This is a genomic window from candidate division KSB1 bacterium, assembly GCA_034506255.1.
Classification (GTDB): Bacteria; Zhuqueibacterota; Zhuqueibacteria; order Zhuqueibacterales; family Zhuqueibacteraceae; genus Coneutiohabitans; species Coneutiohabitans thermophilus.
On sequence record JAPDPX010000009.1, the window covers coordinates 242,158 to 269,036 of the forward strand.

Below are 26,879 nucleotides of genomic sequence, written 5' to 3' on the forward strand. Positions count from 1 at the left end.
AATGAGTCTCTCCGCCACCTGCATCCATCGTCCGGTGCTGACGTGGGTGATGTCGATCATCATCGTTCTTTTCGGCGTGATCGGTTTCACCTACCTCGGCGTGCGGGAATACCCCAATGTCGATCCGGCCGTCATTACCGTCGATACTTCGTATCCCGGCGCCAACGCCGAGGTGATCGAATCCCAGATCACCGCGATTCTCGAGGAGGACATTAGCGCCGTGCCCGGGATTCGCACGATCAACTCCACCAGCCGCGAGGGCCGCAGCAGCATCACGATCGAATTCGATCTCGGGGTGGATTTGGAGACGGCGGCCAACGATGTGCGCGACAAAGTCGCCGGCGCGGTGGGCAGTTTGCCGCCCGACGCCGATCCGCCGGTGGTCTCCAAAGCCGATGCCGATGCCTTTCCCATCATCGTGATGAACATCAGCAGCAACACGCGCAGTCTGCTGCAATTGAGCGAGCTTGCCGACAAGACCTTCAAAGAGCGGCTGCAAACCATCCCCGGCGTGGCCGAGGTGCGCATCTTCGGCGAAAAACGTTACGCCATGCGCCTGTGGATGGATCCCGCCAAACTTGCCGCCTATCAGGTCACCCCGCTGGATGTGCGCACTGCCCTCAACAATGAAAACCTCGAGCTGCCCGCCGGCCGCATCGAAGGCAACGATGTGGAATTGACCGTGCGCACTTTGAGCCGCCTGGAAAGGCCGGAGGAATTCAACAACCTCATCATCCGCGAGCAGGACGGCCGGCTGGTGCGTTTCAGCGACATCGGCTATGCCGAGCTGGCGCCGGAGAATTTGCGGCAGGTCTCGAAGGGCCTGGCCGGTCCGCGCGTGGCGGTGGCGGTGGTGCCGCAACCCGGTTCCAATCACATCGCGATTGCCGATGAGTTTTTCCGCCGTCTCGATGCGATCAAGGATGATTTGGGCGATGAAATTACCCTGAGTCTCGGCTGGGATACCACGCAGTACATTCGCCGGTCGATTGCCGAAGTGAAGGAGACCATTTTCAGCGCCTTCGGTTTGGTGGTGTTGATCATTTTCCTCTTCCTGCGCGACTGGCGCACCACGCTGATCCCCGTGTTTGCCGTCCCCATCTCGCTGGTCGGCGCCTTCTTCATCATGTATCTTGCCGGCTTCTCCATCAACGTGCTCACCCTGCTGGGGCTGGTGCTGGCCATCGGCCTGGTGGTGGATGACGCCATCGTGGTGCTGGAAAACATCTATGCGAAAATCGAAGACGGCATGCCCCCCCTCGAAGCAGCGGTCAAAGGGTCCCGGGAGGTCTATTTTGCCATCATCTCGACCACGGTCGCGCTCATCGCGGTGTTCATGCCCATCGTTTTTTTGCAGGGGCTGACCGGCCGGCTGTTCAAAGAATTCGGCATTGTGATCGGTGGTTCGGTGGCGATCTCGGCGTTTGTCGCACTCACACTTACGCCGATGTTGAGCGGCCGCATGATCGAAGCGCACCCCCATCACAACTGGTTTTACCGCAGAACCGAGCCGTTCTTTGAAAGATTGAGCGGCGCTTATGAACGCTCCCTGGCCGCGTTTATGCGCCGGCGCGGCCTCGGTTTCGTCGCCATTGCGTTGGCCGCGGGCATGGTGTGGCTGTTCGGAACGCTTCTGCCGCAGGAACTGGCGCCGATGGAAGATCGCAGCCGCTTTCGCATGATTTCCACCGCCCCGGAAGGCACTTCGTTCGAGCGCATGGACAAGTACATGGACAGTCTCATCGAACTGGTGCGCCGGGAAGTGCCGGAAGCCGAGGCGGTGATCGCCAACACTTCCGGCTGGGCGGGTGGCGCGAATGCCGGCAACACCACGGTGACCCTGGTGCCGCCGGAACAACGCCGGCGCTCGCAGCAGGAAATTGCCGAGGCCATGTCGCGCGCCGTGCGAAATTTGAACGAGGCGCGCACCATTGTCAATCAGGAGCAAACCATCGCGGTCGGCAGCGGCATGGCGCGTTTCGGCCTGCCGGTGCAATACGTCATCCAGGCACCGAACTTTGCCAAGCTCAAGGAGGTGCTGCCCAAATTCATGGAGCAGGCCAGCGCGCATCCGGCTTTCAGCGCAGTGGACCTGAATTTGAAATTCAACAAGCCGGAGCTGGTGATTGCGATCGATCGCGACCGCGCCCGCGCACTCGGCGTGTCGGTGCGCGAGGTGGCGCAGACGCTGCAGCTCACTTTGAGTGATGCGCGCTACGGCTATTTCATCAAAGACGGCAAGCAGTACCAGGTGCTCGGCCAGCTCACCCGTCCCCATCGCGATGAACCGGTGGATCTGACGTCGATTTTCGTGCGCAACAACCGGGGCGAACTGGTGCAGCTCGACAACCTGGTCAAAACCTACGAGCAATCCAATCCCCCCCAGCTCTACCGCTTCAACCGCTATATTGCAGCCACGGTGTCCGCCGCGCTGGCGCCCGGCTACACCCTGGGCGACGGCATCCAGGCCATGGATGAAATCGCTGCCAAGGTTTTGGACGAATCTTTTCGCACCACGCTCGCCGGCGCCGCGCGTGATTTCGCCGAGAGCTCCTCCAGCCTGATCTTCGTTTTCATTTTGGCGCTGGTGCTGACCTATCTCATTCTGGCGGCCCAGTTCGAGAGTTTCCGCGATCCGTTCATCATCATGTTCACCGTGCCGCTGGCGGTGGCCGGTGCGCTGTTCTCGCTGTGGTATTTCAATCAAACTCTCAACATCTTCAGCCAAATCGGCCAGATCATGCTCATCGGCCTGGTCACCAAGAACGGCATCTTGATTGTGGAGTTTGCCAACCAGCGCAAAGCCGCCGGCCTCTCTGTCTTGGAAGCGGTGCAAAGCGCGGCGGTGGCACGCTTTCGCCCGATTTTGATGACGAGCTTGTCAACCATCCTGGGCATCCTGCCGATTGCCATGGGGTGGGGTGCCGGTTCGGAGAGCCGCGTGTCGATGGGTATCGCCGTGGTCGGCGGCATGATCTTCGCCAGCGGCTTGACGCTGTATGTGATTCCCGCCATCTATTCCTATTTCTCCAGGGAGTTTCATCGCCCGCGGGCGCGCGCCGGGATTGCCACCTCCGCGCGGATTGAAGGAGTCGAAGCCTGAGTGGCGGCTCAGCGCGGGAATCCTCTCCTGTCGCGGTTGCTTTTTCTGTTGTTTCGACCCGATGCAGTGACTTCAGTCAAGCTTCCCGCCCAAGCCCCGGGCATTGACCGTTTGCGTGCCGGTTGTGTGCTGCCACCGTCGGGTGGTAGAGCGCTTGCCGACAGTGATAGGCAAAGCGCGTTGCGGGGATGACAAGCATCGGGATTCCTGCACCACAAAATCACAGTCCATGGCAACCCTGCCTTCCGGGCGGGAAAGCAGGTAAAAAAATAATGCCAAGTGGTTTCCTCTTTCCTTGTCAACTCAGAGGGCATTTGGCTTGAACGGAAGGCGCACTGCCCCGGCCGTTGCTTCTTGCGGTTTGCTGACAAGTGACCAGTCCCCCCTGTGGTGGGGGGCTGGTCACTTTTTTATTGGAGGAATGTGAGGCAGTGATCGAAACCGGTTTTTCGGTGCCGCACAGCGGGAGTTACTCTTCAGTAGTCTGGGGTTGGGGATGCTTTTCGACTTGATGAATCACCGGCTTGACCGTGCGCAAGTAGCGGTAGATGGCGCGCAAGTCATCCTCCGTCATGCCGGCGTACATGGTCCAGGGCATCACGGTGTTTTCGCCACCGGGCGCCACCGCAATGCGGGTGGCCGCGGAGTCGGCGTATTCTTTGAAGCGATTGACAAAGTAGGTTTCATCCCAGCCGCCGATGCCGGTGTCGTTTTCCGGGGTGAGGTTGGCGGTGCGTACCACGGCGCCGCCGGGCAGGCGAAATTCCTGGCCGCCGGCGAAGTCCATGCCCGGTAAAGCGCCGCCTTTGTCATCCACCGGCGTGTGGCAGAAATGGCAGCCGGACACGATGTTGAGATATTTGCCGTGGGCCAGCGTGTCACCGGCCGGCGGCCGTGGCTTGGGCACATAGGATTTGGGAATGGTGCGCACGATGAGATTCATGGGAAAGTTGAGTTGGCTGCGCGGCACGTCGTTGGCAATGAGCGGCAGCGTGCGCAGGTAGGCGATGATGGCATGCAGATCCTCCTCTGCCAGCTCGTTGTAAATCGGATAAGGCATCATTGGAAAGAGCGCCTCGCCGTTTTTCCCGACCCCGGCCGCGATGGCGCGTGCGATCTCACCATCGGTCCAGTTGCCGAGCGCCGCCGGCGTGATATTGGGCACGCGCAGCTTGCCGATCGTCTCCACCATTTCCTCGCCGCCCCGGCCTTCGGTGCCCGGCACCACCGGCCCGGAGTAGAAGCTGAAATCGCGTTGCGAGTGGCAATCAATGCAGACCGTCACGTGATTGGCAAGATACCGGCCGCGCGCAATCAGCTCGGGTGTGGCGGCGATTTCAAGATTGGGTGCCTCGCCCACATCGGGCAGGCTGATGGTCACGTAGATCAGGCCGCCGGCAATCAGCACCAGAATGGCCGCGATCACCCCGAGCAAAACCCGGAAGAATTTCTTCATCAAAATTCTCCTGCGAATAAAGGTCGTTTCTACTGCGGTGGTTTGTAAAAGAGCCGTCGCTGCAGCGGGCCGGCGGGATTGAGAATCCCCCCGAGCTGGTGATAAGGCACACGCACTTGAAAGGTGCCCTGCGCATAGGGACCGACTTGGTATGGTGCGAAAGTGAAGAGCAGGGCCCGGGGCATCACATTGAATACCTGCAGATCTTCCGCGGTGAACGCTTGCATCTCGCCCTGTTGCACCCAGGCCGCGCCCTGTGCCTGCAGGCTTTGGCGGCACTGCCGCGTCAGGGCTGCCAGATAGTCCGCATCGGGCAGAAACAAATCCGCCAGTGCCAGCGTCTGCCAGCGGCCGTCGTGCAGCCAGTAGTTGGTTGCGGCATAGGAGGTGTTGCCGTGCGCGCCGCCGGTGAAAGACCATTCGGTGACGAGCAGGCTGATCAAATCCTCCGAATAATACATGATGCTGCAGTCATGGCTGTAGCCAAAGCTCATGCCGCCAATCATCTCTTCCCCGGCGAGCATCTCATTGCTGTCATGCACGAACTGGCCGTGCGCCACCATGGCCTGGGTGTGCATTCGTGTGTTGAGCTGCTGCAGGGCCGGTGCCTTGCCCAAAAAACGTGGAAAAGCGGCCTCCGCCTGAATGAGTTCGTCGGCGGTGCTGTAGTAGTGGTATTCGGCGACGCGCGACAGGGTGAAGGGCAGCGATTTGGTGCCGTCCGCGCTGGTCCAGGTGCCCTCGAACACCGCATAGGGTGGTGCCAGGCTGCCGGCGAAGCGGCCGGTGATGTTTTCGTCGGCGTCCAATTCCTCCAGCAGCGTGGGCGTGCCGAGCCGTCCCTGCAAATGCAGACGCTCACCCACGGACTCATAGAAGTAATTTCCCGTAATCACCGCGCTGGAATCGATGGTAAGATCCATTTGAATCGCGAAGCGGCCGCCCAGCATGCCGGTGTAATAACCGCGGAAAGCCGGCCGTGCTGCCAGCGGCGCAGCGCACAGCAGGGCGAGCAGCGTAAAGAAACGTATGCGCGCGCAGGACAATGGGCCTGAGGAGTGAATCATGATTCTGCAATCTGAAGTTTTGAAGGTCATTCGCGGTTGAGTCGAGTCCATCTCATCTCCGTGCAGCTTCGAACGGCTTGACGTTGATCCGCAGTTCTTATGACAAAATAGTGTCGGTGACGGAGAGAGTCAAGGTGACTTTTGGGAGGGGGCCACCTCTCCGGCTTCGTTTGACGACTGCGATACCCAGCCCGAACGAGCCGGAACCCAAAAAGGCAAAAGCGGCCACAAAGATGCAAAGCCACGCAAAGAAAAGATTCGAGTTTTGTCCTTCATGATTGCCGGCAAGAAATGATTGGGAAATCTTTTTGGCTTTGCGTCTCTGGGTGAGTTATATCGCCCACAGTGGAAAAAGCCGGAGATTTGCAGAATTGACACCAAATCCGCATCAATACGGGCCGAGAAAGCAGACACCGAACAAATCTTTGCTTTTTTCAACGAGTTTACTCTTTAGTGACCAGATGACTGCTGATTGTCGGAAAACTGCGACTGGCTCGTCAAGCTTTGAATACGATTTCAATTTTTTCTCCAACAGATGGAAAGAACCCAGTGGTTGCACTTCTATCGGCTGGGTTGCCTCCCTCTGTTGGAGAATTTCAGTGCTGCCCGAAAGGCACGAGTCTTCCGCTTGTCCAAGACCATGCCCAGATGCTTCACGAACTGGATCCGCCCCCGGCTGAGCTGTGGGATACCTGAAAGTTCGATCTGGAAAACCCTGCAAAAGCCTTGGTCCAGCCAGGGCTGGACTCTTCTCAAACAAACACTGATTGTCGCAAGGAGCAACATTTGCCGGCAGTTCTCGCCGTCACCGTCAATGCTTGCCCCCTTCCCCCAGTTGCAATTGGCCATTCCCTTGCTTATGTTCCAAGCGTATTCAGGAAGGGACTCACATGAACATGAATGATTCTGCCGGGAAAAAAATCAACGAAGATGCCGAAGCGCGCGAACCGGTGTGGACGTATCGCGGCTATCGCATGCGGCCGGGAGAATTCAACACCGCGATGGTGCATTACTATCGTGCCGAGATACAACGCTCCAACGTCTGGCGGCAGCGCCTGGACAACACCACAAACTGGGCCGTCCTGGCTTCCAGCGCCGCGATTTCCTTCGCCCTCTCCGCGCCCGACCATCATTACGGCGTGCTCATCCTGAACACGCTGCTGGTCACTCTCTTTTTGTGGATCGAGGCACGGCGCTACCGCTATTACGAGCTGTCGGCCTACCGCACACGCCTGATGGAAACCGATTTCTTCGCCGCCATGATCGCCCCGCCGTTTGCGCCCCAAGCCGACTGGGCCGAGAGTCTGGCAACCACCCTGCGCGAGCCGGAATTTCCCATCAGCATGTGGGAGGCCTTTGGCCGGCGCTTCCGCCGCAACTACGTCTGGATCTTCCTGGTGCTCGGCTTTGCCTGGCTGCTGAAGTGTTACATTCACCCCGTGGCCGCCAGCTCCTGGCCGGAATTCATCGCGCGGCTGGACATTGGCCCGATTTCCGGCTGGGTCATTCTGACAATCGGCCTGGTCTACAACGGCCTGCTGTTTCTCGTTGGTTTCGCCACCGTGGGTTTGCAGCAGGCCTCCGGTGAAGTGCTGCCCAAGGCCAGCGACTATCCGGTGTTGACGGCGCTGTGGCAAGCCATGGAAGTCAAGGACAACGGTGAGAAGGAGGCCAACCATCACGGCGACCGGCCGCGGCCGCGCAAGCGCCAACAACTGCTATGCCTGATCATCTCCAACCGGCCGGAAGTCATTGCCGGCCGCATTATGCAGGATTTGAAGCGCGGCGTGACCGAATTGCACGGCACGGGCATGCACACCAAACAGCAGCGCGAAGTGCTCCTGGTCGCCACCACCGTGAGTGAAATGCCGGGCCTGAAAGCCATGGTCAAGGCCGAGGATCCGGAAGCTTTCGTCATCGTCATGCCGGCGCACGAAGTGATGGGACGCGGTTTTCAAACATTGGAAGCGTGAGGCGGCAGGCGGTGTGCGGCGGGGCGCGGGGCCTGGCGGCCGGGAGTATCAGTCACAGCTGGAAAAGGCAATTGCGGCCGCTTCAATGCTGCTGCGCGGCCGCCGCGCGTGTCAGGCTGCTGTACACTTCTCTGATCGCAGCCGGCACTTCGGCACCGGGTTCGACGCCATTCCAGGAGAAGATGGTGGTATCTGTGCGGATGATGCACCACATGCGCGTGGTCAGGTTGCCGGTTTCCTGGTAATGCAAATCTCTCAGATCGTGTCTCGCAAGCGTGCGGCGCAGCGAGTCGAGATGTGCCGTGTCGATCACGCCCAGCGGCCGGATTTTTTCCCGGCGAAAATATTGCCCTGACCAGCGCTCCATTTTGCCATCGCTGTGCAGAATGAAGCCGTCGGCAAATCCCGTGAAGCCCCCGCCGGTACCCCAGATGATGGTGAAGTCATCGCCGGGCGTGGCGGGCTCACGTTGCGAAATGCCGCAGGCGAGACCATTGAGCGCAACCATCCCCCACAGAAGCGGCCGGCACCACGAGCAGATCATCTTGCCTGTTGCAGTCATCAAGCCCACTTTTTTCTTTTATCATCCAACCACCAGCCCTTTTCCGGCCGGTGCCGCAAGGCACGGGCAACGATGTTTCATCCCCCCAAATGCGGTGAAGACAGCATCTCTCTTCGATTGCCGGCCGGCGGCTCATAAAGGAACGTGAAAAATATATCAAACAAAAAGCAGGATTCAAAACGACGGCTGGTATGAAAAAAAACTCCGCGCAGCCCGGGTTCTGCGCGGAGCGGGAGAGAGGGAGTTGTGCGATGGGAGATGTTGGCAGCGTGCCAGGGACAGGCATTGCCAGGAGGCGCGGCGGGTTGCAGCCTCTGACCGCGGCGGTGACTCACTTGGTCAAGGTGAGCTGCCGCACCTGCCAGATGTTGTCATTCACGGCCAGACGGTAGAAATAAACGCCACTCGCCAGCCGGCTGGCATTGAAAATGACCTCGTGACTGCCTGCCGGACGCCAGTCGTCCACCAGCGTGGCGACCTCGGCCCCGGTGAGGGCAAAAACCTTGATCGTCACCTTCGCCGCTTCCGGCAGGCTGTAGCGAATGGTTGTGCCCGGATTGAAAGGGTTGGGATAGTTTTGATACAGGGCGAACTGTCGGGGCAGAGCCGTCATTTCATCCTGCGGTTCGGCCTGTTTGTCCAGGCCGCGGGTGATCTCGTAGATGGTGGTCGAGCCGCTGACCTCGTTCGTGACCACCAGCAGGGGCTTGCAGGTCGGGCTGTCATCTTCGGAAATGAACTGCAACCCCTCCGGTCCGAGATCGCCGCCGCTGCTGGGTCCGGGCGTTTGTGAAAAATCGCGCAGATTGTAATACTGCTCGAAGCTGACACACCGCGGGTTGCTGATGTCGAACACCATGACCCCGCCGATGCGCTCCAGGCCGAGGAAGACATAGGTGCGACCGTAGGCTTTGCCGATGGCCAGCCCTTCCGGCTCCGGCCCCTTGTCATCGCTGCGGTCGTCGCGGGTGTTGTTGCTGTTGCTGCAATTGAAGAAGTCGGGAAAGGCGGCCGCGGTAATTTGTTCGATCTGATCACCGCTGTCATGGATGAGATGGCCGTCGGGTGTCCAGATGGAGAAAGAGCGTGCGCCGAAGGAGTACAGCGCGTCGTAATCGCCGTCTTGGTCGGTGTCGCCCAGCGTGCTGGTGATTTTCAAACGGCCGAGGTTGGCATTTTGTTTGAGCGTCGCCGCCTGCGGAAAGGCGGCGGCATCCAGCGTCACACTGCCAACGCGTTTTTCTTCATCGAAACCGTCATAGACGCGCGCGTCGCCTTCATTGGCGGTAACCAGCAGGGGAATGCCCTTGACGTTGTAGCGTGCAATGGCATCCGGCTGATACATGCCGAACACCGGCCAGTTGGCAATGTTGATTCGGTTGTCGCGATCACTGGCATCCAGGCCGTTGCCGGGAGCACGGTGATCTTTGAAACCCAGGCCGATGAGTTCAATGACCTTCGCCTGTTTGATGTCCACCAGGGCGAGTGCATTGTTCTCCTGCAGCGTGACCCAGGCATATTTCGAGTTTGCGGAGACCGCGATATTATTCCGGTTCCAGATCCTGTGCCACCGAGGCGTGCGGCCCGAAAATGCGAATGCTGGCATCGAGTTGTTTGTCGTTGAAGGCGGTGAAATCGGCGGTGCGCACCCCGGCCTGGGTTATACATTTCCCGCGCCGGGAGACCTCGATGATGCTGATCGATCCTTCCGGATCGACACTGTAGTCGTCGCTGGGCTCACCCTCATTGGCCACCAGGAGCCATTTGCCGTTGGGCGTGAAAGTCAACATGTCAGGCAGCGCGCCGACCGTCACCTCCCCCAGAAATGTTCCCGCGACATCGAAGAAAACGACCTTGCCAGGCGCCGTTTTCACAGCGTTCTCGACCGCCACCGCCACCAGGCCGTCGTCCACCGCCACGCTGTTGACCACCGGGCCATACGACGAAAGCTCGATGGGGGCGAGCTCGACCGGCGCCGCGGGATTACTGATGTCAAGGACATCGAGGCGGCCGGCCCGGGCATTGACTACGAACAGCCGTCGGCTGTCCTCGTCATAAGCACTGATCTCGGATGCACTCTGATTAAAGACGCCGGTGGTTTTGGTGCTGAGCGGTCGTAACTGAATGCTTTGCGCCTGTGCCAGCTCGCCGGCCAGCACGGCGAAGGCGCAGGAGAAGACAAAGCAGCGCTGCAGTGCTTGTGAAAGGACGACACTTCGTTGGTGTAACTTCCTCATGAGTTGCTCCTCTCGCATGTGTGATGATGCACCAGGGAATTGGGCAAGCCCCGGCTGACAGGCCACGCGTGGGCGCCTGAGCAGGGTTGCCGGACACGGTTTTCTCTGATTTTGGAAGAAGGATCACACTTGCGAAAATTTTGGAGCGCAGGCATGCGGCCCGGCAGACCTGCAGACCGCAGGTCTGCGTTCTAAATTTTCGCCTGTGAGATGGATGACTGCACGAGTCCGCACCCGGGAGGAGTGCCGAGGTAAGCAATACTACCCTGAAAGCCTCCGCCTCGAAGTGAGCAGAAATTTATCTCCGGCAAAGCAAGCGAAAATGATCTTCAAATTAAGTCTGAATTAAAAAACGTTCGCGGCGATTGTTCGGCCGGAACCAGACGGAGCAGAGTGGGCCGTGGCGCGGAAAAAGGTCTTGCGTTTCGTGGTGACATTTTTAGATTAGAGGCTGTTTGAAAAAAGGCGGTGTAGCTCAGTCGGTAGAGCAGCGGAATCATAATCCGTAGGTCGGGGGTTCAAGTCCCTCCGCCGCTACTTCAAGCAGCCAGATCCCGACGGTTCCTGTGTGAAAAGTCGGGATTATTTTTTTGGTGCCGGCTCGTCGTGTCCGGGAGGAAAAGCAGCGGGCCTTTTTGTCATTCCCCATGCCAGGCTCCAACCCTCCCGCCGACATGGCGGCAGCAACGAGGTATGATCCCATGGCAAAACCGGCAGTGCAAGGCTTATGGTGGCGGTTCCGCCAGCATTGGGAGCAACAAGCTTTTGCGCCCCGCGGTGCCCGGCTGTTGCTGGCGGTATCCGGCGGGCTGGATTCGCGGGTGATGGTGGATTTGTTCTGTGCGCTCGCTGGTGAATGGGAGTTGACCCTTGCCATCGGCCATGTGCATCATCAGTTGCGCGGGGCGGAGGCAGATGCCGATGCCTTGTTTGTCGAAGCACTCGCGCGGGACTGCCACCTGCCGTTTTTGATCCAAAAAGTCGAGGTGCGGGAGTTTGCGCGGGAGCAGCATTTGAGCCTCGAAGCCGCCGCTCGTAAGTTGCGTTACCGCGCACTCGCCGCGCTCTGCCGGCAGGCGGAGTGTCAGGCGGTGGTGACCGCGCACACCCGTGACGATCAAGTCGAGACGATCCTGGCGCATGTGCTGCGCGGCACCGGGCTGGCAGGGCTTGCCGGCATGGCCATGCGGCGGCCCTCCCCGGAAGGTGGGGTCATCGTGTTGCGGCCGCTGTTGTCGTTCTCGCGCCGCGAGCTGCAGGACTACGCCCGGGAGCGGGGCCTGCGTTGGCGGGAAGATGCCAGCAACAGCGATCCCACTTTCCTGCGCAACCGTCTGCGTCATGAGTTGATCCCGTTGTTGCGCACGCGTTTCCAACCCGCCGTGGATGAGAGTTTGCTGCGGCTGGCGGCCATTGCTGCACAAACAGAAGCGGATTTGCAGGAACAAGCGCGCCAGGCATTGCAGCAGGCGGTGCACAGTCGCATGCCGGGGAAAATAGTCCTTGATCTTCAACAATTTTGGAAGTATTTTCGCTCGATTCAAGCGTACGTCGTGCGGGGTGTGATGCAGCAGCTCACGGAGTCGCGCTGCGATTTGACGTTCGACGAGACCGATCGCATTCTCTCCCTCATTGACGCGGCCCGGGTTCGTCCGCTCCGCGGGTCACGCCGTTACCTCTGGCGGAGCAAGGTCGAGGTCGTTGTCGCGCAGACCGAGGTTGCCTTCAGCCGAATCCATCCTGTGGTACCCCCGCGTTTGCTCGAAATCGGAACGCGCTGCCCGGTTCCAGAGGCGGGAATGGTGATCACCATTTCGCGGCACCACCTCCCGCCGGATTGGCGCAAGCACGTAACGGCCCACTCCCAGTGGATTGATGCGGCCGCGGTGAGCGGCGATTTGATCGTGCGTTTCCCGCAAGCGGGCGACCGCTTTCGACCGTTGGGCATGGCCGGTTTCAAAAAGCTGTCGGATTTCCTCATTGACCAGAAAGTGACACGGCATCAGCGCCGTCACATTCCGGTGGTGGCGTGCGACACGGGCATCATCTGGGTGTGCGGCTACCGGCTGGATGAACGCTTCAAGATCGACGCGACGACCACGACTGTGCTGCATCTCGAAGCCGAGCGGCAGTGAGGCGCAGCCAGGGCGCGCACGGCGATTTTCCCCGGGAGGAAAATGAGTGACTGAGCAAACCGCCCGTTTTTATCAAGGCCACTACCAGGTGTTGCTGTCCGCCCAGGAGATCGAGAGCAAAGTGCAGGAGCTCGGCCGTCAGCTGTCCGCCGATTATGCTGGCAAATGCCCGGTGTTCATCGGCGTACTCAACGGTTCTTTCATGTTCATGGCCGACTTGATGAAGGCAATCACCATCGACTGCGAGGTTGACTTCATCAAAATCTCCAGCTACGGCGAAGCCATGAAATCCTCCGGCGTTGTCAAAGTAAAAAAAGACATCGATTGCCATATCGAGGGCCGCCACGTGATCGTGGTGGAGGACATCATTGACTCGGGCCTGTCGGTTACCTATCTTGACCGCAGGCTGCGCGAGATGCGGCCGGCCTCGCTGCGGTTCGTTTCGCTGCTGGTCAAGGATGGCGGCAAGCAGGTGGATTATCATTGTGACTATGTCGGATTTCACATCCCCACACGCTTCGTCGTGGGTTACGGTTTGGACTATGCTCAGAAGTTCCGCAATCTTCGTGAAATCTACACCATGGACTGACGCGGGCAGGCCCCCAGCCCTTTTCTTTCACCTTAAACGCTTCTGGATCTGATGAACAAGAACAGTAAGAAAAAAGAGAGCCCGAACAACTCGTCCAAGCGGAAACGCCCCGCGCCGCCACCGCGGCGGGATGACAACAACAACTTCCAGTGGGCACGGGCCTCACGCACCCTGACCTTTTGGCTGGCGGTTTTGCTGCTGGCAATCTGGATTACCCTCAGTTGGGAGCGGCAGGAGCCGGAGGAAAAGCAGGTCACTTTCAGCCAGTTTATCGAGCTGCTGGAGGGGCAGAAGCTGCAAAAGGTGGTGATCCGCAGCGATGAGATTCAGGGGCAGTTGCGCGCCCCCATGCAACTGGCGGTTGATGAGGCCCGGCAATACACCAACATCAAAGTTTTTCTGCCGCGCGAGCTCTCCTTCGAGACCGTGAGCGCCTGGAATTCGAAATACAACATTGAAGTCGACGTGCGGCCCAAGACCGTGGAGTGGTGGAATTACTTCCTGAATCTGCTGCCCTGGGTGCTGGTCGCCTTTTTCTGGCTTTTCCTGCTGCGCCGCATGCAGGGCGCCGGCACCAAGAGCATCTTCACCTTTGGCCGCTCGCGGGCGCGGCTGGCCAGCAACAACCGGCCGAAGGTGACCTTTGACGACGTTGCCGGCGCGGATGAAGCCAAACAGGAACTGCGCGAGATCATCGAGTTCCTGCGCGATCCAGAAAAGTTTCAGCGCCTGGGCGGCAAGATCCCCAAAGGTGCGCTGCTGCTCGGCCCGCCCGGAACCGGCAAGACGCTGCTCGCCAAAGCCGTGGCCGGCGAAGCCGGGGTGCCGTTCTTCAGCATGTCGGGCGCCGATTTCGTCGAAATGTTCGTCGGGGTCGGGGCCTCGCGCGTGCGCGATTTGTTCGAGCAGGGCCAGCGCAACGCCCCCTGCATTATTTTCATCGATGAGATCGACGCGGTCGGCCGCCATCGCGGCGCCGGCCTGGGCGGCGGGCACGACGAGCGCGAGCAGACGCTCAATCAATTGCTGGTGGAAATGGACGGCTTCGATTCCAATGAAGGCGTGATCCTCATCGCCGCCACCAACCGCCCGGACGTGCTCGATCAGGCGCTGCTGCGGCCCGGGCGCTTCGACCGCCAGATCGTGGTTGACCGGCCGGATGTGCGCGGCCGCGAAGGCATTTTGAAAGTACACACCAAGAAAATTGCCCTGGCCGACAACGTGGACCTGAGCGTGCTGGCCAAGGGCACGCCGGGTTTCTCGGGTGCGGATCTGGCCAACCTGGTCAATGAAGCGGCATTGCTGGCCGCGCGCAAGAACAAAAATCTCGTCGACATGCGCGACCTGGAAGAGGCCAAAGACCGCGTGTTGATGGGCGCCGAACGCCGCAGTCTGTTGATCAGCGAAAAGGAAAAGCGCATCACCGCCTATCATGAAGCCGGGCATGTGCTGGTGGCGAAGTACACCCCCGGCTCCGATCCCATTCACAAAGTCACGATCATTCCCCGCGGCCGGGCGCTGGGCCTCACCACCTCCCTGCCGATGGACGAAAAGCACAACTACTCGAAGAGCTATTGCGAGGCGCTGCTGGTTCATCTGATGGGCGGCCGGGAAGCCGAGAGGATCATCTTCAAAGAAACCACCACCGGCGCCGGCAACGACATTGAGCGCGCCACCGAGCTGGCGCGGCGCATGGTATGCGACTGGGGCATGAGCGATGTCATGGGCCCCCTGGCGTTCGGCAAAAAGCAGGAGGAAATCTTCCTGGGCCGCGAGATCGCCCAGCATCGCGATTACAGCGAGCTGACCGCGCAAAAAATCGACGAAGAGGTGAGGCGGATCGTCATCGAAGCCTCGCAAAAGGCGCACAAAATTCTCAGTGACAATGTGCATCAACTGCACGCCCTCGCCACCGCGCTGTTGGAAAAGGAACTGCTCGACGGCGCGGAAATCGATGCGGTGCTCAACAGCGCCAAGTCGCCCCTGGAGAACGCCGACGAGGCCGGCAACGGCCGTCCCACCGCCGGGAGTGAAAGCACCCAGACGCAACCCGCCACCAAAGTCTGACCGCCATGTCGATGCCAACGGGGACACTCTTCCTCCTCATTGGTTGTGGGGTGCTGTTGCTCGTCCTGTGGAACCTTCACCGCTACAGCAATGCCCTCAGCACCAGGGCATTTCTGGTCGCTGCCTCATTGGTCCTGGCGGCCGGCGTGGCGGCGCAAGTCGCCCTGTCTTGGCGTGAACACCGCCGCTTCGGGGAAGTGGAAAAACGTCTGGTGCTGGCGCCTTTGCTGCACAGCGCGGGCGACACCCTTTCGCTGACTGCGGAAGGCCTGGCGTTCGCCGACATGCTGGCCGCACAACTGCGCCGCACTGGCAGCGGCGCCCTGCATGTCCTGCCGGTGGAATCTCTTTTTGAGCTTGCGGAAATCGATTCCCTGCGGCAACCGGCTTATCTCAGGCGTCTCCTCGGCGAGCTGGGCATCGATTACCTCACTTTCGGGTTTTATGAGCATGTGAATGGGGAGCTGCAGCTCGAAGTGCAGCTCTACGAGCCGGGCCGGTCGCAGCCTCTGCTGCAAGTGCGATCCTCCGCCGGCGGCAATGTCCCTGCGGCGCTCGCTGAAATCAAAACCAAAATACTCACGCCCGTCGGAGTCACCGAACCAGATGCCGCACCGGCACAGCAAAGTGTCATGGTGCCTGCGGCAGACTTGCGCTACTATCAAGCGTATCTCGACTTTCTGCGCCGGGATTATGCGAAAGCCCTGCCGGCTGCCCGCGCTCTCGCCGCCAGTGACAGTTTGACTCCGGCCTTTACGGTGCTGGCCGCGCGCAGCATGCTGCATCAATTGGCGCGGCAGCGGCTGTCCGAGCGCGCCTGGCTGGATACGCTTCGTCCGGTGCTGTCGCGCGTGCTGGCGGCGGTACGGCGCGACAGCCTGCGCGCCGAGAACTGGCTGGCACTGGGCCAGTGTTATCTTTATGCCAGAAAATGGAACGAGGCCGAGCAGGCACTGCGTCGCGCCCGTGCCTGTGATTCGCTGGACAGCAAGATCTATCTCAGCTTCGCCCAATTGCATGTCAGCCGCATCAGAGAATTGGGATTCCAGGACGAACGGGAGTTGTGTGCCCGGGCGCTGGCGCTCAACCCGCTGGACGCCGAAGCCGCGATTGCACTGGCCAACCAGCTTCTGCTCGCCAATCGCCGGGAGGAAGCAATTGCGCTGCTGGAGAAATATCGCCGCCTGAATCCCAATCATTTGCCGGTGCTCATGATGCTGGGCCGCATTTACCTGACACGCAATGAACTGCTGCAAACCCTGCCGCTCTACCAGCACATCCTCGAGCTGGATCCCCGCAATGCCGACGCCTACTACAACCTCGGCATCGCCTACTACAACCAGGAAGATTACGACAACGCCATTCGTTTTTTCGAGCGCGCCCTGCGCCTGAATGACCACGCCGACGCGCGGCTCTATCTCGCCTACATCCATGAAAAACGGCAGGAGATTGACCGGGCGATCCAGTATTTGCGCGAACGCATCCGGTTGAGCACGGGGGAGCACGACACGTTTGCCGCCGAAGCGCGTGAGCATCTTTACAATCTTTTGTTGCGGCGCGGCGAGCTGCCGGAAAACCTGCTGCCCGACAAAATCGAGAAAAAATGATGGCCAGCTATTCGATTCGCCGCCTCTTTCTCGAACATGAAACGGATTTGCAGGCCGAGTTGAAGGGCGAGCGCGGTCCGCGCGCCGAGGAATTCGCGCGTCAGGCGCGCCGCCATCCCTGGGTTCTGAAGATCATCAGCCGGGAGCAGGAGCTTGCCACCAATCTGCTCTCGGCCTTTTCATTGCGCCACCTGCCCTGCTGGCTCGCGGGCCCGAAGGTCGCCTATCTCTTCTCGCATGAGGAGCAACTGCGGGAGTTGGCACAGGGCCGGCAGACATTCGCCAGCCAGGAAGCCGCCTTTGCAGCCGAGCTGCGCGTCTTTCTGGATAATCAAACCCGCACCGAGTTCGTGATCGACAGCCCGTGCTGCAGCATGATCGCCGGCGGACCGACGCTGGTTATGGGCGTGCTGAATTGCACGCCGGATTCCTTCTATGACGGCGGCCGGTATCGCAGCCACGAGCAGGCGATCGCGCACGGCCTGCAAATGGCCGCGGCCGGTGCCGACATCATCGATATCGGTGGCGAATCCACCCGGCCGCGCGGCGTCTACGGTGAAGGCGCGGAGCCGGTCCCGGCAGAAGAGGAGATGGAACGGGTGCTGCCGGTGATTGCCGCCCTCAGCCAGCAAGTGGAAATTCCTCTCAGCATTGACACCTACAAAGCCGCGGTGGCAGAAGCCGCGCTCAAAGCCGGCGCCGCGATCGTCAACGACATCAGTGGCTTTTTGTTCGACCCGCAAATGGCGGAGACCGTGGCCCGGCACCAGGCCGTGGCGGTTTTGATGCACATCAAGGGCACGCCGGCGGACATGCAAGCCGACCCCAGCTACGAAAATCTGCTCGATGAAATCTACCTGCATCTCCAGGCGCGGGTGGAGGCCGCCCTCCAGGCGGGCATTCCGCGGGAACGCCTGATCATCGATCCCGGCATCGGCTTCGGCAAGCGTCTCGAGCATAATTTTGAAATCTTGCGCCGTCTGGCGGAGTTTCACGGATTGGGCTGCCCGATTCTCGTCGGTCCCTCGCGCAAATCCTTCGTGGGCACGGTGCTGAATCTGCCGCCGGATCAACGGCTGGAGGGCACGGCCGCCGCGGTGGCGCTCGCTGTCAAAAACGGTGCCCACCTGGTGCGCGTGCATGATGTCGAAGAGATGCGACGGGTGGTGCACATTGCCGACTTGATCGCGGGCCGCTTCGGCTATACCACATGAGCCCCGGCGGCTGATTTGAACACCCAACAGTTGCCGCCCTCATCACCTGGCTGTCTATGCCCGACCTCGAACTCTTCCATATCGCGTTCCTGAGGGTGACGCTCCTGGATGTGCTCGACATCCTGGCGATCAGCTTCGTGATGTATCGCCTGTATCTGTTCATTCGGGGTTCACGGGCGGCGCAGATGGCGGTGGGCCTGCTGCTCATCCTCACCGTCTCGCTGCTGGCGCAGATTTTGGGCATGAGCGGTTTGAGCTGGATCTTCAGCCGGCTGGAGACCATCTGGCTGATTGCTTTCGTCATTCTGTTTCAGCCGGAGCTGCGCCGCATGCTGGTGCATCTCGGTCAAAGTCCGCTGATTCGCTTTTTCGTCAAAGTTACCGGCTCGCAACTGGTCGATGAAATCGTGCGCGCTGTGCAGGAATTGTCGCGCATGCGGCACGGTTCGCTCATCGTCATTGTGCGCAACCACGCCATTCGCGCAGTGGTGGAAACCGGCATCAAGCTGCAGGCCGCGGTTTCCGCGCCGGTGCTGCTTGCCTTCTTCAGCCCCAAATCGCCGCTGCATGACGGCGCCATCATCATCGAAAACGAAGAAGTCATCGCCGCCAAGGCGATTTTACCGCTGTCACAAAGTGACATGCTCGACCGGCGCTATGGCACGCGCCACCGCGCCGCTCTGGGATTGTCGGAGGAATCCGATGCCTTGGTGATCGTTACCTCCGAAGAAACCGGGCAGATTTCCATCGCCAAAGACGGACATCTGCTCACCGATTTGAGCGAGGAAGAGCTGGAAAATATCCTGCTGACCTCGCTGCATGTACTGCCCAAGAAATGAAGTCGGCGGGAAGGCGGAAGCCCCCACGGTCTATTCCCTGCACGGTGGAATGCGAGTCCCGACGTGCAACGTTTTCGCCTTTGCACGGCAGCCGGGCAAAGCACTCTGGACCGGTATCCCCGGCCGCCCGCTGTTCCTGGCGGATAAGGCAGGAGCGTCCAAGCACGGTCCATGCCGGCATGCATTCGCGGTGCAGGCACGCGGTGTTGGCATGACTCGAGCTTTGTTGTGGTTGCGAAATGGCCGGAGCGGCTGCCCGGCAGGCAGGAAACGATACCGGGAAGGCTTCCCACGGGCGGGAAGCGCGAGGATAAAGTCATTGTCCGTTTTGCGCGCGGCTTGCCGTTATGGGGCGCCGTGCTTTTTAATCTGACAGAGACCCAGTTTTTGCGAGATGATCAATACCCGACAAAAACTGCTCGGCATGAGCCGGGAAGAGTTGGTCGCCTTTTGCCTTGCGCTGGGTGAAAAACCCTTTCGTGGCCGCCAGCTCTTTCAATGGATCTATGGCCGTTCCGCTACGAGCTTCGCGGAGATGACCAACCTTTCGCTGGCGTTGCGCGCACGATTGGCAGAGACCGCGGAACTGGCGCCGCTCGAAGTGGTGCAACGCAGGCTCTCCCGCAAGGGGGATGCGGAGAAGTTGCTGTTCCGCCTGGCGGATGGCCTGGAAGTGGAGAGCGTCATGATGAGCGAGGGTGATCGCCACACCCTGTGCCTCTCCTCGCAAGTCGGATGCCCGATCGATTGCGCATTTTGCGCCACCGGGAAAATGGGATTGTTGCGCAATCTCAGCGCCGGGGAAATCATCAATCAATTGCTGACGGCGCAACGAGTGTGTGGCAGAAAGGTGACCAATGTGGTGTTGATGGGAATGGGGGAACCGTTCAACAACTATGAAGCCGTAATCAAGGCCTGCCAGCTCATGGCCGATCCCGAAGGCCCGAACCTCGGGCAGCGGCACATTGTAATTTCCACCAGCGGCTTGATTCCCAGGATTCGGCAGTTCACCGCAGAGGGCCACAAATTCCGGCTGGCCATCTCCCTCAATGCCACAACTGACGAGGTGAGAAACCGGTTGATGCCGCTCAACCGCAAGTATCCGATAGCGGAATTGCTGGCAGCCGCGCGGGATTATGCACAGCAGGCAAAACAGCGGGTGACCTTCGAGTATGTGCTGCTGGCCGGGGTGAATGACAGCCTGCAGGATGCCGACCGTCTGAAGAAACTGGTGGCCGGCATCCCCTGCAAGATCAACTTGATTCCCTACAATGCCGTGGATGAAAGCTTCCAGCGGCCGCCTGCCGGGCGCATCGAGGCTTTTTATCGCCGGTTGCAAGACCTGACCGCGCCGGTGACGCTGCGCTGGAGTAAGGGGGATGATATAGACGCCGCCTGCGGCCAGCTTTGGACCAAGGCGGCTCGATCAGCGCCCGGTCGAGTGGCCGTTGGAAGCGGTTGAGGCCTTGATGCACTGCGGCTGCAGGTCCGCAATTTCCTTTTTAATGTCCTTGTGCCAGTCATCATGGGGGACATGCAAGCCGGAAGCCGTTGCCAGTTCCTTACAACCCGCCTCGGTTTGCCCCGCCTGAAAATTGACCCGTGCCATTTTGGTGCGACACACGGCCTCGAGATAAGGGGAGAGTTTCTGCTCCTGCTGCAGCGTGGTCATGATTTGCCGATAAAACGCCAGGGCCTGGGCATGGCGGCCCAGGCGTGCGGCGGATTCGGCCGCGCCCCACAGGAAGAAACGGCTGTTGGGAAACTGGCGCAAGGCGGAGTCTGCCAGGGCATAGGCTTCCTGCGGGCGGTCTTCGGCGAGCAGAATCCAGGTGAGGCCATTCATCGCCGGATAGCGCGCATAGCGGCCGTGGGCAATCGCCTGCCGGATCATGTGAATGCCGGCTGCGCGTTCGTCGGAGAAGAGCGGCACGGGAAGCTTCTTGCTGAGCTTGCTGCGATAGTACTTGTAGCTGCCAATGCCGAGATAGGCATCATAAAGCGTGGAATCCAGGCGAATGGCCGCCTCCAGATGGCGGATGGTCTTCAGGCCATGGTGAAACGCTTCGAGATAGCGGCGATGCTTGGAGACATGGAAGGACTCATAGCCATAGGCGCTGCCGAGAAAGAAATGCGCGGCGGCGTCATTGGGCCGCTGCCGGAGGTGTTTTTCAGCAAGTTCCCGGCATTTTTTCAAGCTGCGGTAAAATTCCTTCTCTTCACTGTTGTCCTCATAATCGAGCATCATCGATTGCAAGGTGGCGGCGCGGAACAGATGGCCGAGGGGATGGTGGGGGGCCAACGCAATGGCGCGATCGATTGCGGCAAGTGCCCGGTCATATTCCTGATTGATGGTGTACTGCACCGAGGCTTGCAGCAGGGACTCGCTTTCCGCAGGCCATTTCTCCTGCGGGTAGCTAGAAAAGGAAGTGAGCAAGACGGTCGCGGCGGCCAGCCCGCGCGACAGAAGTTCTTTGAAAAGATTATTTTTTTGCAACAGGCATCCTGTCATGTGGGGTGCGATCCCTCGAAATGTTCCCGCAAGGTCGTTGCTGAGCGACCACCCAGCCGGCCGCAGCCGCGTGAGAGTCAATGCGGGTACACAAGCTTCGCCACTGCAGCATTCAACGGCAGGTTGGGGAGTGAAAAAGCTAGCAGAAATTAACATAAAAGCAAGCGAGGCCTGTGCGGAAAGGTAAAAAGCGGAATTTTTTGAGCCGCAATTGCGCCTGTTCCCTGCGCCAGCGTGTGGGAAGCGCGCCACAGGCCGCGAGCAACGAAGTTGTTGACAAAATAATTGAAAATTTGTAGATTGCGGCGCTTGTAAAAAAAATAACTGCGCATCAAGTACGAGACGCATCACCCAATCTGTAAGGAGGGAGTGTGGCGAGACTCACGGGTGCGAACCGTTCCAGAACGGATCAGTCCCTCGAGAAGTACCTCCAGGAAATTAGTGAAGTTCCCCTACTATCTCCCGAAGCCGAAATCGAGCTCGCCAAGCGCATTAAGAAGGGTGACGAAGAAGCCTTGGAAAAACTTACCAAGGCCAATCTGCGATTCGTAGTCAGTGTTGCCAAACAATATCAAAATCAAGGCCTTTCGTTGGGAGATTTGATCAATGAGGGGAACCTTGGGTTGATCAAGGCGGCGAGCCGTTTTGATGAGACGCGAGGTTTTAAATTCATCTCCTACGCGGTTTGGTGGATCCGGCAGTCGATACTGCAAGCGCTGGCGGAGCAGTCCCGCGTTGTTCGTCTCCCGCTCAACCGTGTCGGCGCACTCAACAAAATCGGCAAGGCGCTGAGCTCCCTGGAACAGGAGTTCGAGCGTGAGCCCTCCGCGCACGAAATTGCCGACAAGGTGGAGATGACGCCCTATGAAGTTTCCGACACCTTGAAGATTTCCGGCAAGCATGTCTCTCTCGACGCGCCCTTCAATCAGGATGAGGAGAGCCGGTTGTTGGACGTGCTGGAAAACGAGGAGATGCCCTCGCCGGACAATAATCTCATGAGCGAGTCGCTGCGCATTGAAGTCGAACGGGCGCTGGAGACACTGACCGAACGTGAAGCGGAAGTTGTCAAGCTTTACTTTGGCCTGGGACGTGAACATCCGCTGACCCTGGAAGAAATTGGCGAACTTTTCAAATTGACGCGTGAGCGAGTGCGGCAAATCAAGGAAAAGGCGATCAAACGCCTCCGGCACGCCTCACGCAGCAAACCGCTCCGCAGTTATCTGGGTTGATGGCCGGCCCTCAGGACGAGGAACCGCGGCCAGCCGGGCTGAAGAGCCTCCCGCGCAAAATTGCCGTTGACAGTGGAGTGTTGACGGGCGAGATTCGGCTCGTTCAATTGGTTGCACGGACAAACATTTCAGAAAGCAAGACTAGGATGGTTTCTCGAAGCATGCGAAACCCGTGGTGTACGGGGAGGAATGGAGTATGTGCATCACTCTTAACCACAACACGACCAGCACCCCCGAGCTACCGACAACTTAAGTCCACTGCAGCGTCCCCAATCACGGAGGAAGGGAATCATGGGCGATAAGAAGATTAAGCTGATCTTATTCTCGCTTCAGGGGTCGGAAGTCAGAACGGTTAATTTGTCATGGAAGAGGATCATATCTATCATGTTCTCATCATTCGTCGTGATGCTGCTGATGGTCGGCTCTTCGATTGCACTGTTCACCGATTTTTACAAGGACGAAAGCATCACCAGACTCAACCGCACCAATCAGGCCTTGACCAAGCAGCTCCAGCACATGAGCGCCAAAGTCGCCGAGTTGGACAGCCGCATGCAGGTGGTCGAACAGAACGATGATGACCTGCGCGTTTATGCCGAGCTGCCCCGCCTGGACCCCGACCTGCGCAAGGCCGGCACCGGCGGCGCGGCGGGCGCGTATGTCGACGTCGATTTGAATCTGCTGCCCGATGCCGTGAGAAATGAAACCCGCCGGGTCAATCAAATGCTGGCCGAGCTGGAACGCCGCATCGCGCTGCATTTCGAGAACAACAAAGAGGTCAAAGAAAAAATCACGAACGATAGAGCCCAGCTCAAACACACCCCCTCGATTCGTCCCGTGGAGGCCGGTCGGATCACCGACAAATACGGCAAGCGGCTGGATCCCTTCATCGAGCGCGTGAAACATCACAATGGCGTGGACATCTCCGCAGAGATCGGAACCGAAGTCTATGCCGCCGCCGCCGGTGTGGTTGTCGCCGCCAAGTCGACCTACAGTTTGGGCCAGGGCTATGGCCGGCATGTCATTATCGATCACGGGTATGGCTACAAAACGCTCTATGGGCACCTCTCGGAAGTCTGGGTGAAGGAGGGGCAGCGCATCGAACGTTGGGACGTGATCGGCCTGGTGGGCAACACCGGCCGCACCACCGGCCCTCATCTCCATTTCGAAGTGCACAAGGATGACACCCCGGTCGACCCGCAGAACTTCTTCCTCAACTGACACGGTGGGGATGAAGAGCAAGCGCCTTCCGCAGCCGGAAGTGCGCTTTTTTTGTTCCCGGACCCCTGGATTGCAAGAGAACAAACCCTGCACCTCCTGAAGGCAGGCCCGGCCCTGCATCGCGAGGCTTCCCAGCCGGAGGGCAATGCCACACCATTTCTCACTCGATGCCATCTTCGATTGCCTCAACCCGCAACAGCGTGCGGCGGTGGAGCACCTCAACGGCCCATTGGTGATCATTGCCGGCGCAGGCACGGGCAAGACCCGCGTCATCACCCGGCGCATTGCCTACCTGGTGGCGGCACAACACGCGCGGCCCGAGCAGATTCTCGCACTCACCTTCACCGAAAAAGCCGCGGCGGAAATGGAATCCCGCGTCGATGAACTGGTGCCCTATGGCGAGGTCGGCTTCACCATCTCGACGTTCCATGCCTTCGGTGACAGGCTGGTGCGGGAGTTCGCCGTTGATCTCGGGCTGGACCCCGATTTCCGGCTGCTCAGCCCCGCCGAACAAGCCCTGTTTCTCCGCGAGCATCTCTTTGACCTCCCCCTGCATCATTACCGGCCGCTGGGCAATCCCACCAAATTCCTGCTGGAATTGCTGCGCCATTTCAGCCGCCTGAAAGATGAAGATGTCTCGCCGGAAGAATACCTCGCCTTCACCGAAAAACTGCTGGCCGAAACACCCGTCGATGACCCGGCGGCGCGCCGCGCCGCGGAAAAACAACAGGAGCTGGCCCGCTGCTATCAGGTTTATCAGAAATTGCTGCTGCAGGCGGGCTGTGCCGACTTTGGCGATCAAATCATCTACGCCCTGAAATTGCTGCGCGAGCATCCCGACATTCGCCGCCGGCTGCAGGAGCGCTACCGCTACATTCTCGTTGATGAATTTCAAGACACCAACTACGCGCAGTTTCAACTGGTCCGGGAGCTGGCTGCCGCCCATCAGAATCTCACTGTGGTTGCCGATGACGATCAATCGATCTACAAATTCCGCGGTGCCGCGATCAGCAATATTCTCAATTTCACCCAAACCTATCCGCACGCGCGTCATGTCGTGCTCACGCAAAACTACCGCTCGACCCAGGCGATTCTCGACACCGCTTACCGTCTGATCCGCCACAATGATCCCAACCGTCTCGAGGTCAAGCAGCAGATCAACAAAAAGCTGACGGGCAAAGCGCCGGGCGGGCAGCCGGTGGTGCACTGGCATTTCGACACCGTCAGCAACGAAGCGGCAGCGGTGGCACAGCACATTCGCGCGCGTGTGCAGTCCGGGGTGGCACGCCCGCAGGATTTTTGCATTCTGGTGCGCTCCAACAATGCCGCGGACCCCTTCCTGCGCGCCTTGCAGGAGGCCGGGTTGCCGCACCGCTTTTCCGGAAGCTATGGCCTGTATCAACGGGAAGAAGTGCGCCTGCTGATTTGCTTTCTCAAAAGCATCGCCAACCCGCTGGATTCGCAGAATCTCTACCATTTGGCGCAAAGCGAAATTTACGCCATGCCCATGCAGGATCTGCAGGCCGCGCTGCAGGTGCATGCCGCCACGCACCATCCCCTGCTGCACATTTTCAAGACTCCCGAACAATTCGAGTGGCAGCAACCCTTGTCGGAGGAAGGCAGGGCCACCGCTGCGAAGCTGCTTGCCGACAATGAGAAGTACCTCGAAATGTCCCGCCAACTGCCGGCCTATGCCCTGCTTTACACCTTTCTGAAGGAGTCCGGCTATCTCCACCGGCTGGCGCACAGCGAAACGGTGGCTGCCGACGAGAAGATCGGCAACATCACCAGGTTCTTTCAAACGGTGCAGAACTATGCGTATTTCACCACCCCGGGTGATTTGACCTTCTTCGTCAATCATCTTGAACTGCTGCGGGAATACGGCGACGATCCCGGCACGGCGCCCGCTGATCTCGATGCCGACGCCGTGCAAGTGATGACGCTGCACAAAGCCAAGGGGCTGGAGTTTCCGGTGGTGTTCATGGTGGGCCTGGTGGAGGAGCGTTTTCCCACCAGGCCGCGCACTTCCACCATCGAATTGCCGGAGGGGGTGATCAAGGACATTTTGCCGGAAGGCGATTTTCACCTGCAGGAGGAGCGCCGGCTGTTTTATGTCGGCATGACCCGCGCACAGAGCGAGCTTTATCTCACCAGCAGCCGCGATTATGGCGGCTCGCGTCTGCGCAAAGTCAGCGGCTTCGTGCGCGAGGCGCTGGATGATGCCCACGCCGATGATGACGTGATCAAACCCTCGCCCTTTGAAGCACTGGCACGCTTTGACCTGCCCGAGGCCGCGCCGGCAGCGGCGGCCGGTCCGCTCCCGCCGGAGCAGGTGTTGCATCTCGATCAACGCAAAATCGATGACTATCTCACCTGCCCGCTGAAGTACAAATACATTCACGTCCTGCAGGTGCCGGTGGCCGAGCATCATGCCATCATCTATGGCAGGCTGCTGCACGAAGTGGTGCAGTTTTACAATCGTCGCAGGTTTCGTCGTGAAAGCGTCACCGTCGAGGAACTGCTGGCCCTCTACCGTGCGAAATGGCGCAGCCACGGTTACCTGAGCCGCGAGCACGAACGGTTGCGTTTCGCCGCCGGCGAGGAGACCGTGCGCCGTTTCTTCGCGCAGCAGGAGGCTGACCCGGCGCGGCCGCTCTATGTGGAAGCGCCGTTCAAGTTTACTTTCGCAAACAACATCATCAGCGGGCGCTGGGATCGCATCGACCAGCTCGCCGATGGCCGCATCGTGATCACCGATTTCAAATCCTCCGCCGTGGCAGATGCGGAGGAAGCGCGCGACCGCGCCAGGGACAGCCGGCAGTTGCGGCTCTATGCCTGGGCTTATGAGGAACAATTTGGCCGGCCGGTTGACGGCTGGCGCCTGTACTTTCTCGAATCAGGCATGCTCGGCGAAGTGTCACGCAAGGAGCTTTACCTGCGCACGATTCGTGAACACGTGCAGGAGGCCGCCGCGGGCATTCGTCAGCGCAATTATCGCCCCAAGCCCGGCCCCGGCACGTGTCCGTTTTGTGCGCTCAATGATATTTGCCCGGCGGCGGAGAAGAATTGAT

The 26,879-nt window shown here is 59.6% G+C and carries 18 protein-coding genes and 1 tRNA gene; 13 read left to right on the forward strand and 6 right to left on the reverse strand.

The window, feature by feature from the left end; genetic code table 11:
* Nucleotide 1 precedes the first annotated feature (1 nt).
* Nucleotides 2-3,103: an efflux RND transporter permease subunit gene (locus tag ONB52_18795; GenBank protein MDZ7418178.1), complete on the forward strand. Its 3,102-nt coding sequence runs from the start codon at nt 2-4 to the stop codon at nt 3,101-3,103.
* A gap of 469 nt (nt 3,104-3,572) precedes the next feature.
* Here the strand turns inward: ONB52_18795 and ONB52_18800 are convergent, their stop codons facing one another.
* Nucleotides 3,573-4,559 carry a cytochrome c gene (locus ONB52_18800; GenBank protein MDZ7418179.1) on the reverse strand — a complete coding sequence of 329 codons (987 nt, stop codon included), beginning with the start codon at nt 4,557-4,559 and terminating at the stop codon, nt 3,573-3,575.
* A gap of 29 nt (nt 4,560-4,588) precedes the next feature.
* Nucleotides 4,589-5,626: a DUF3298 and DUF4163 domain-containing protein gene (locus ONB52_18805; GenBank protein MDZ7418180.1), complete on the reverse strand. Its 1,038-nt coding sequence runs from the start codon at nt 5,624-5,626 to the stop codon at nt 4,589-4,591.
* An 890-nt stretch (nt 5,627-6,516) separates the two neighbouring features.
* On the opposite strand from ONB52_18805, the gene ONB52_18810 reads away from it, so the two are divergent.
* Nucleotides 6,517-7,599 carry a DUF2270 domain-containing protein gene (locus ONB52_18810; protein MDZ7418181.1) on the forward strand — a complete coding sequence of 361 codons (1,083 nt, stop codon included), beginning with the start codon at nt 6,517-6,519 and terminating at the stop codon, nt 7,597-7,599.
* A gap of 82 nt (nt 7,600-7,681) precedes the next feature.
* Here ONB52_18810 and ONB52_18815 read toward each other — a convergent pair whose 3' ends face one another.
* The 3 genes from ONB52_18815 to ONB52_18825 all read right to left on the reverse strand — a co-directional run bounded on the left by ONB52_18815 (nt 7,682) and on the right by ONB52_18825 (nt 10,398).
* Entirely contained in the window at nt 7,682-8,164 is a 483-nt protein-coding gene (locus tag ONB52_18815) for a hypothetical protein (GenBank protein ID MDZ7418182.1), read from the reverse strand.
* A 328-nt stretch (nt 8,165-8,492) separates the two neighbouring features.
* The gene (locus tag ONB52_18820) at nt 8,493-9,767 is read right to left on the reverse strand and encodes a T9SS type A sorting domain-containing protein (GenBank protein MDZ7418183.1); all 1,275 of its coding nucleotides are present in this window, start codon (nt 9,765-9,767) and stop codon (nt 8,493-8,495) included.
* The gene (locus ONB52_18825) at nt 9,706-10,398 is read right to left on the reverse strand and encodes a hypothetical protein (GenBank protein MDZ7418184.1); all 693 of its coding nucleotides are present in this window, start codon (nt 10,396-10,398) and stop codon (nt 9,706-9,708) included. Before ONB52_18825 ends, ONB52_18820 begins: the two co-directional genes overlap by 62 nt.
* Nucleotides 10,399-10,862: 464 nt before the next feature.
* Here ONB52_18825 and ONB52_18830 point away from each other — a divergent pair.
* The 8 genes from ONB52_18830 (at nt 10,863) to rlmN (ending at nt 20,311) form a co-directional block, all read left to right on the forward strand.
* Nucleotides 10,863-10,935 (forward strand) — tRNA-Met (locus ONB52_18830).
* Between the two features lie 164 nt (nt 10,936-11,099).
* Nucleotides 11,100-12,533, forward strand: a complete 1,434-nt coding sequence (gene tilS, locus ONB52_18835; protein ID MDZ7418185.1) for a tRNA lysidine(34) synthetase TilS — start codon at nt 11,100-11,102, stop codon at nt 12,531-12,533.
* A 46-nt stretch (nt 12,534-12,579) separates the two neighbouring features.
* Nucleotides 12,580-13,122 carry a hypoxanthine phosphoribosyltransferase gene (gene hpt / locus ONB52_18840; protein ID MDZ7418186.1) on the forward strand — a complete coding sequence of 181 codons (543 nt, stop codon included), beginning with the start codon at nt 12,580-12,582 and terminating at the stop codon, nt 13,120-13,122.
* Between the two features lie 183 nt (nt 13,123-13,305).
* Nucleotides 13,306-15,189, forward strand: coding sequence for an ATP-dependent zinc metalloprotease FtsH (gene ftsH, locus ONB52_18845; GenBank protein ID MDZ7418187.1), 1,884 nt, complete (start codon nt 13,306-13,308; stop codon nt 15,187-15,189).
* A 50-nt stretch (nt 15,190-15,239) separates the two neighbouring features.
* Nucleotides 15,240-16,796: a tetratricopeptide repeat protein gene (locus ONB52_18850; protein ID MDZ7418188.1), complete on the forward strand. Its 1,557-nt coding sequence runs from the start codon at nt 15,240-15,242 to the stop codon at nt 16,794-16,796.
* Nucleotides 16,793-18,010, forward strand: coding sequence for a dihydropteroate synthase (gene folP / locus ONB52_18855; GenBank protein ID MDZ7418189.1), 1,218 nt, complete (start codon nt 16,793-16,795; stop codon nt 18,008-18,010). Before ONB52_18850 ends, folP begins: the two co-directional genes overlap by 4 nt.
* 56 nt (nt 18,011-18,066) lie before the next feature.
* Complete coding sequence (gene cdaA / locus ONB52_18860; protein MDZ7418190.1) at nt 18,067-18,849, forward strand: diadenylate cyclase CdaA; 783 nt, start codon at nt 18,067-18,069, stop codon at nt 18,847-18,849.
* Nucleotides 18,850-19,243: 394 nt separating this feature from the next.
* Nucleotides 19,244-20,311: a 23S rRNA (adenine(2503)-C(2))-methyltransferase RlmN gene (gene rlmN / locus ONB52_18865; GenBank protein ID MDZ7418191.1), complete on the forward strand. Its 1,068-nt coding sequence runs from the start codon at nt 19,244-19,246 to the stop codon at nt 20,309-20,311.
* Here rlmN and ONB52_18870 read toward each other — a convergent pair.
* Nucleotides 20,276-21,346 carry a hypothetical protein gene (locus ONB52_18870; GenBank protein ID MDZ7418192.1) on the reverse strand — a complete coding sequence of 357 codons (1,071 nt, stop codon included), beginning with the start codon at nt 21,344-21,346 and terminating at the stop codon, nt 20,276-20,278. The two genes, rlmN and ONB52_18870, sit on opposite strands and share 36 nt — an antisense overlap.
* Before the next feature lie 386 nt (nt 21,347-21,732).
* On the opposite strand from ONB52_18870, the gene ONB52_18875 reads away from it, so the two are divergent.
* The 3 genes from ONB52_18875 to ONB52_18885 all read left to right on the forward strand — a co-directional run bounded on the left by ONB52_18875 (nt 21,733) and on the right by ONB52_18885 (nt 26,878).
* Nucleotides 21,733-22,590 carry a sigma-70 family RNA polymerase sigma factor gene (locus tag ONB52_18875; protein MDZ7418193.1) on the forward strand — a complete coding sequence of 286 codons (858 nt, stop codon included), beginning with the start codon at nt 21,733-21,735 and terminating at the stop codon, nt 22,588-22,590.
* Nucleotides 22,591-22,974: 384 nt separating this feature from the next.
* A complete protein-coding gene (locus tag ONB52_18880) occupies nt 22,975-23,808 on the forward strand; it encodes a peptidoglycan DD-metalloendopeptidase family protein (protein MDZ7418194.1) in 834 nt (277 codons plus the stop codon).
* A 145-nt stretch (nt 23,809-23,953) separates the two neighbouring features.
* A complete protein-coding gene (locus tag ONB52_18885) occupies nt 23,954-26,878 on the forward strand; it encodes an ATP-dependent helicase (GenBank protein MDZ7418195.1) in 2,925 nt (974 codons plus the stop codon).
* Nucleotide 26,879: the final 1 nt, after the last annotated feature.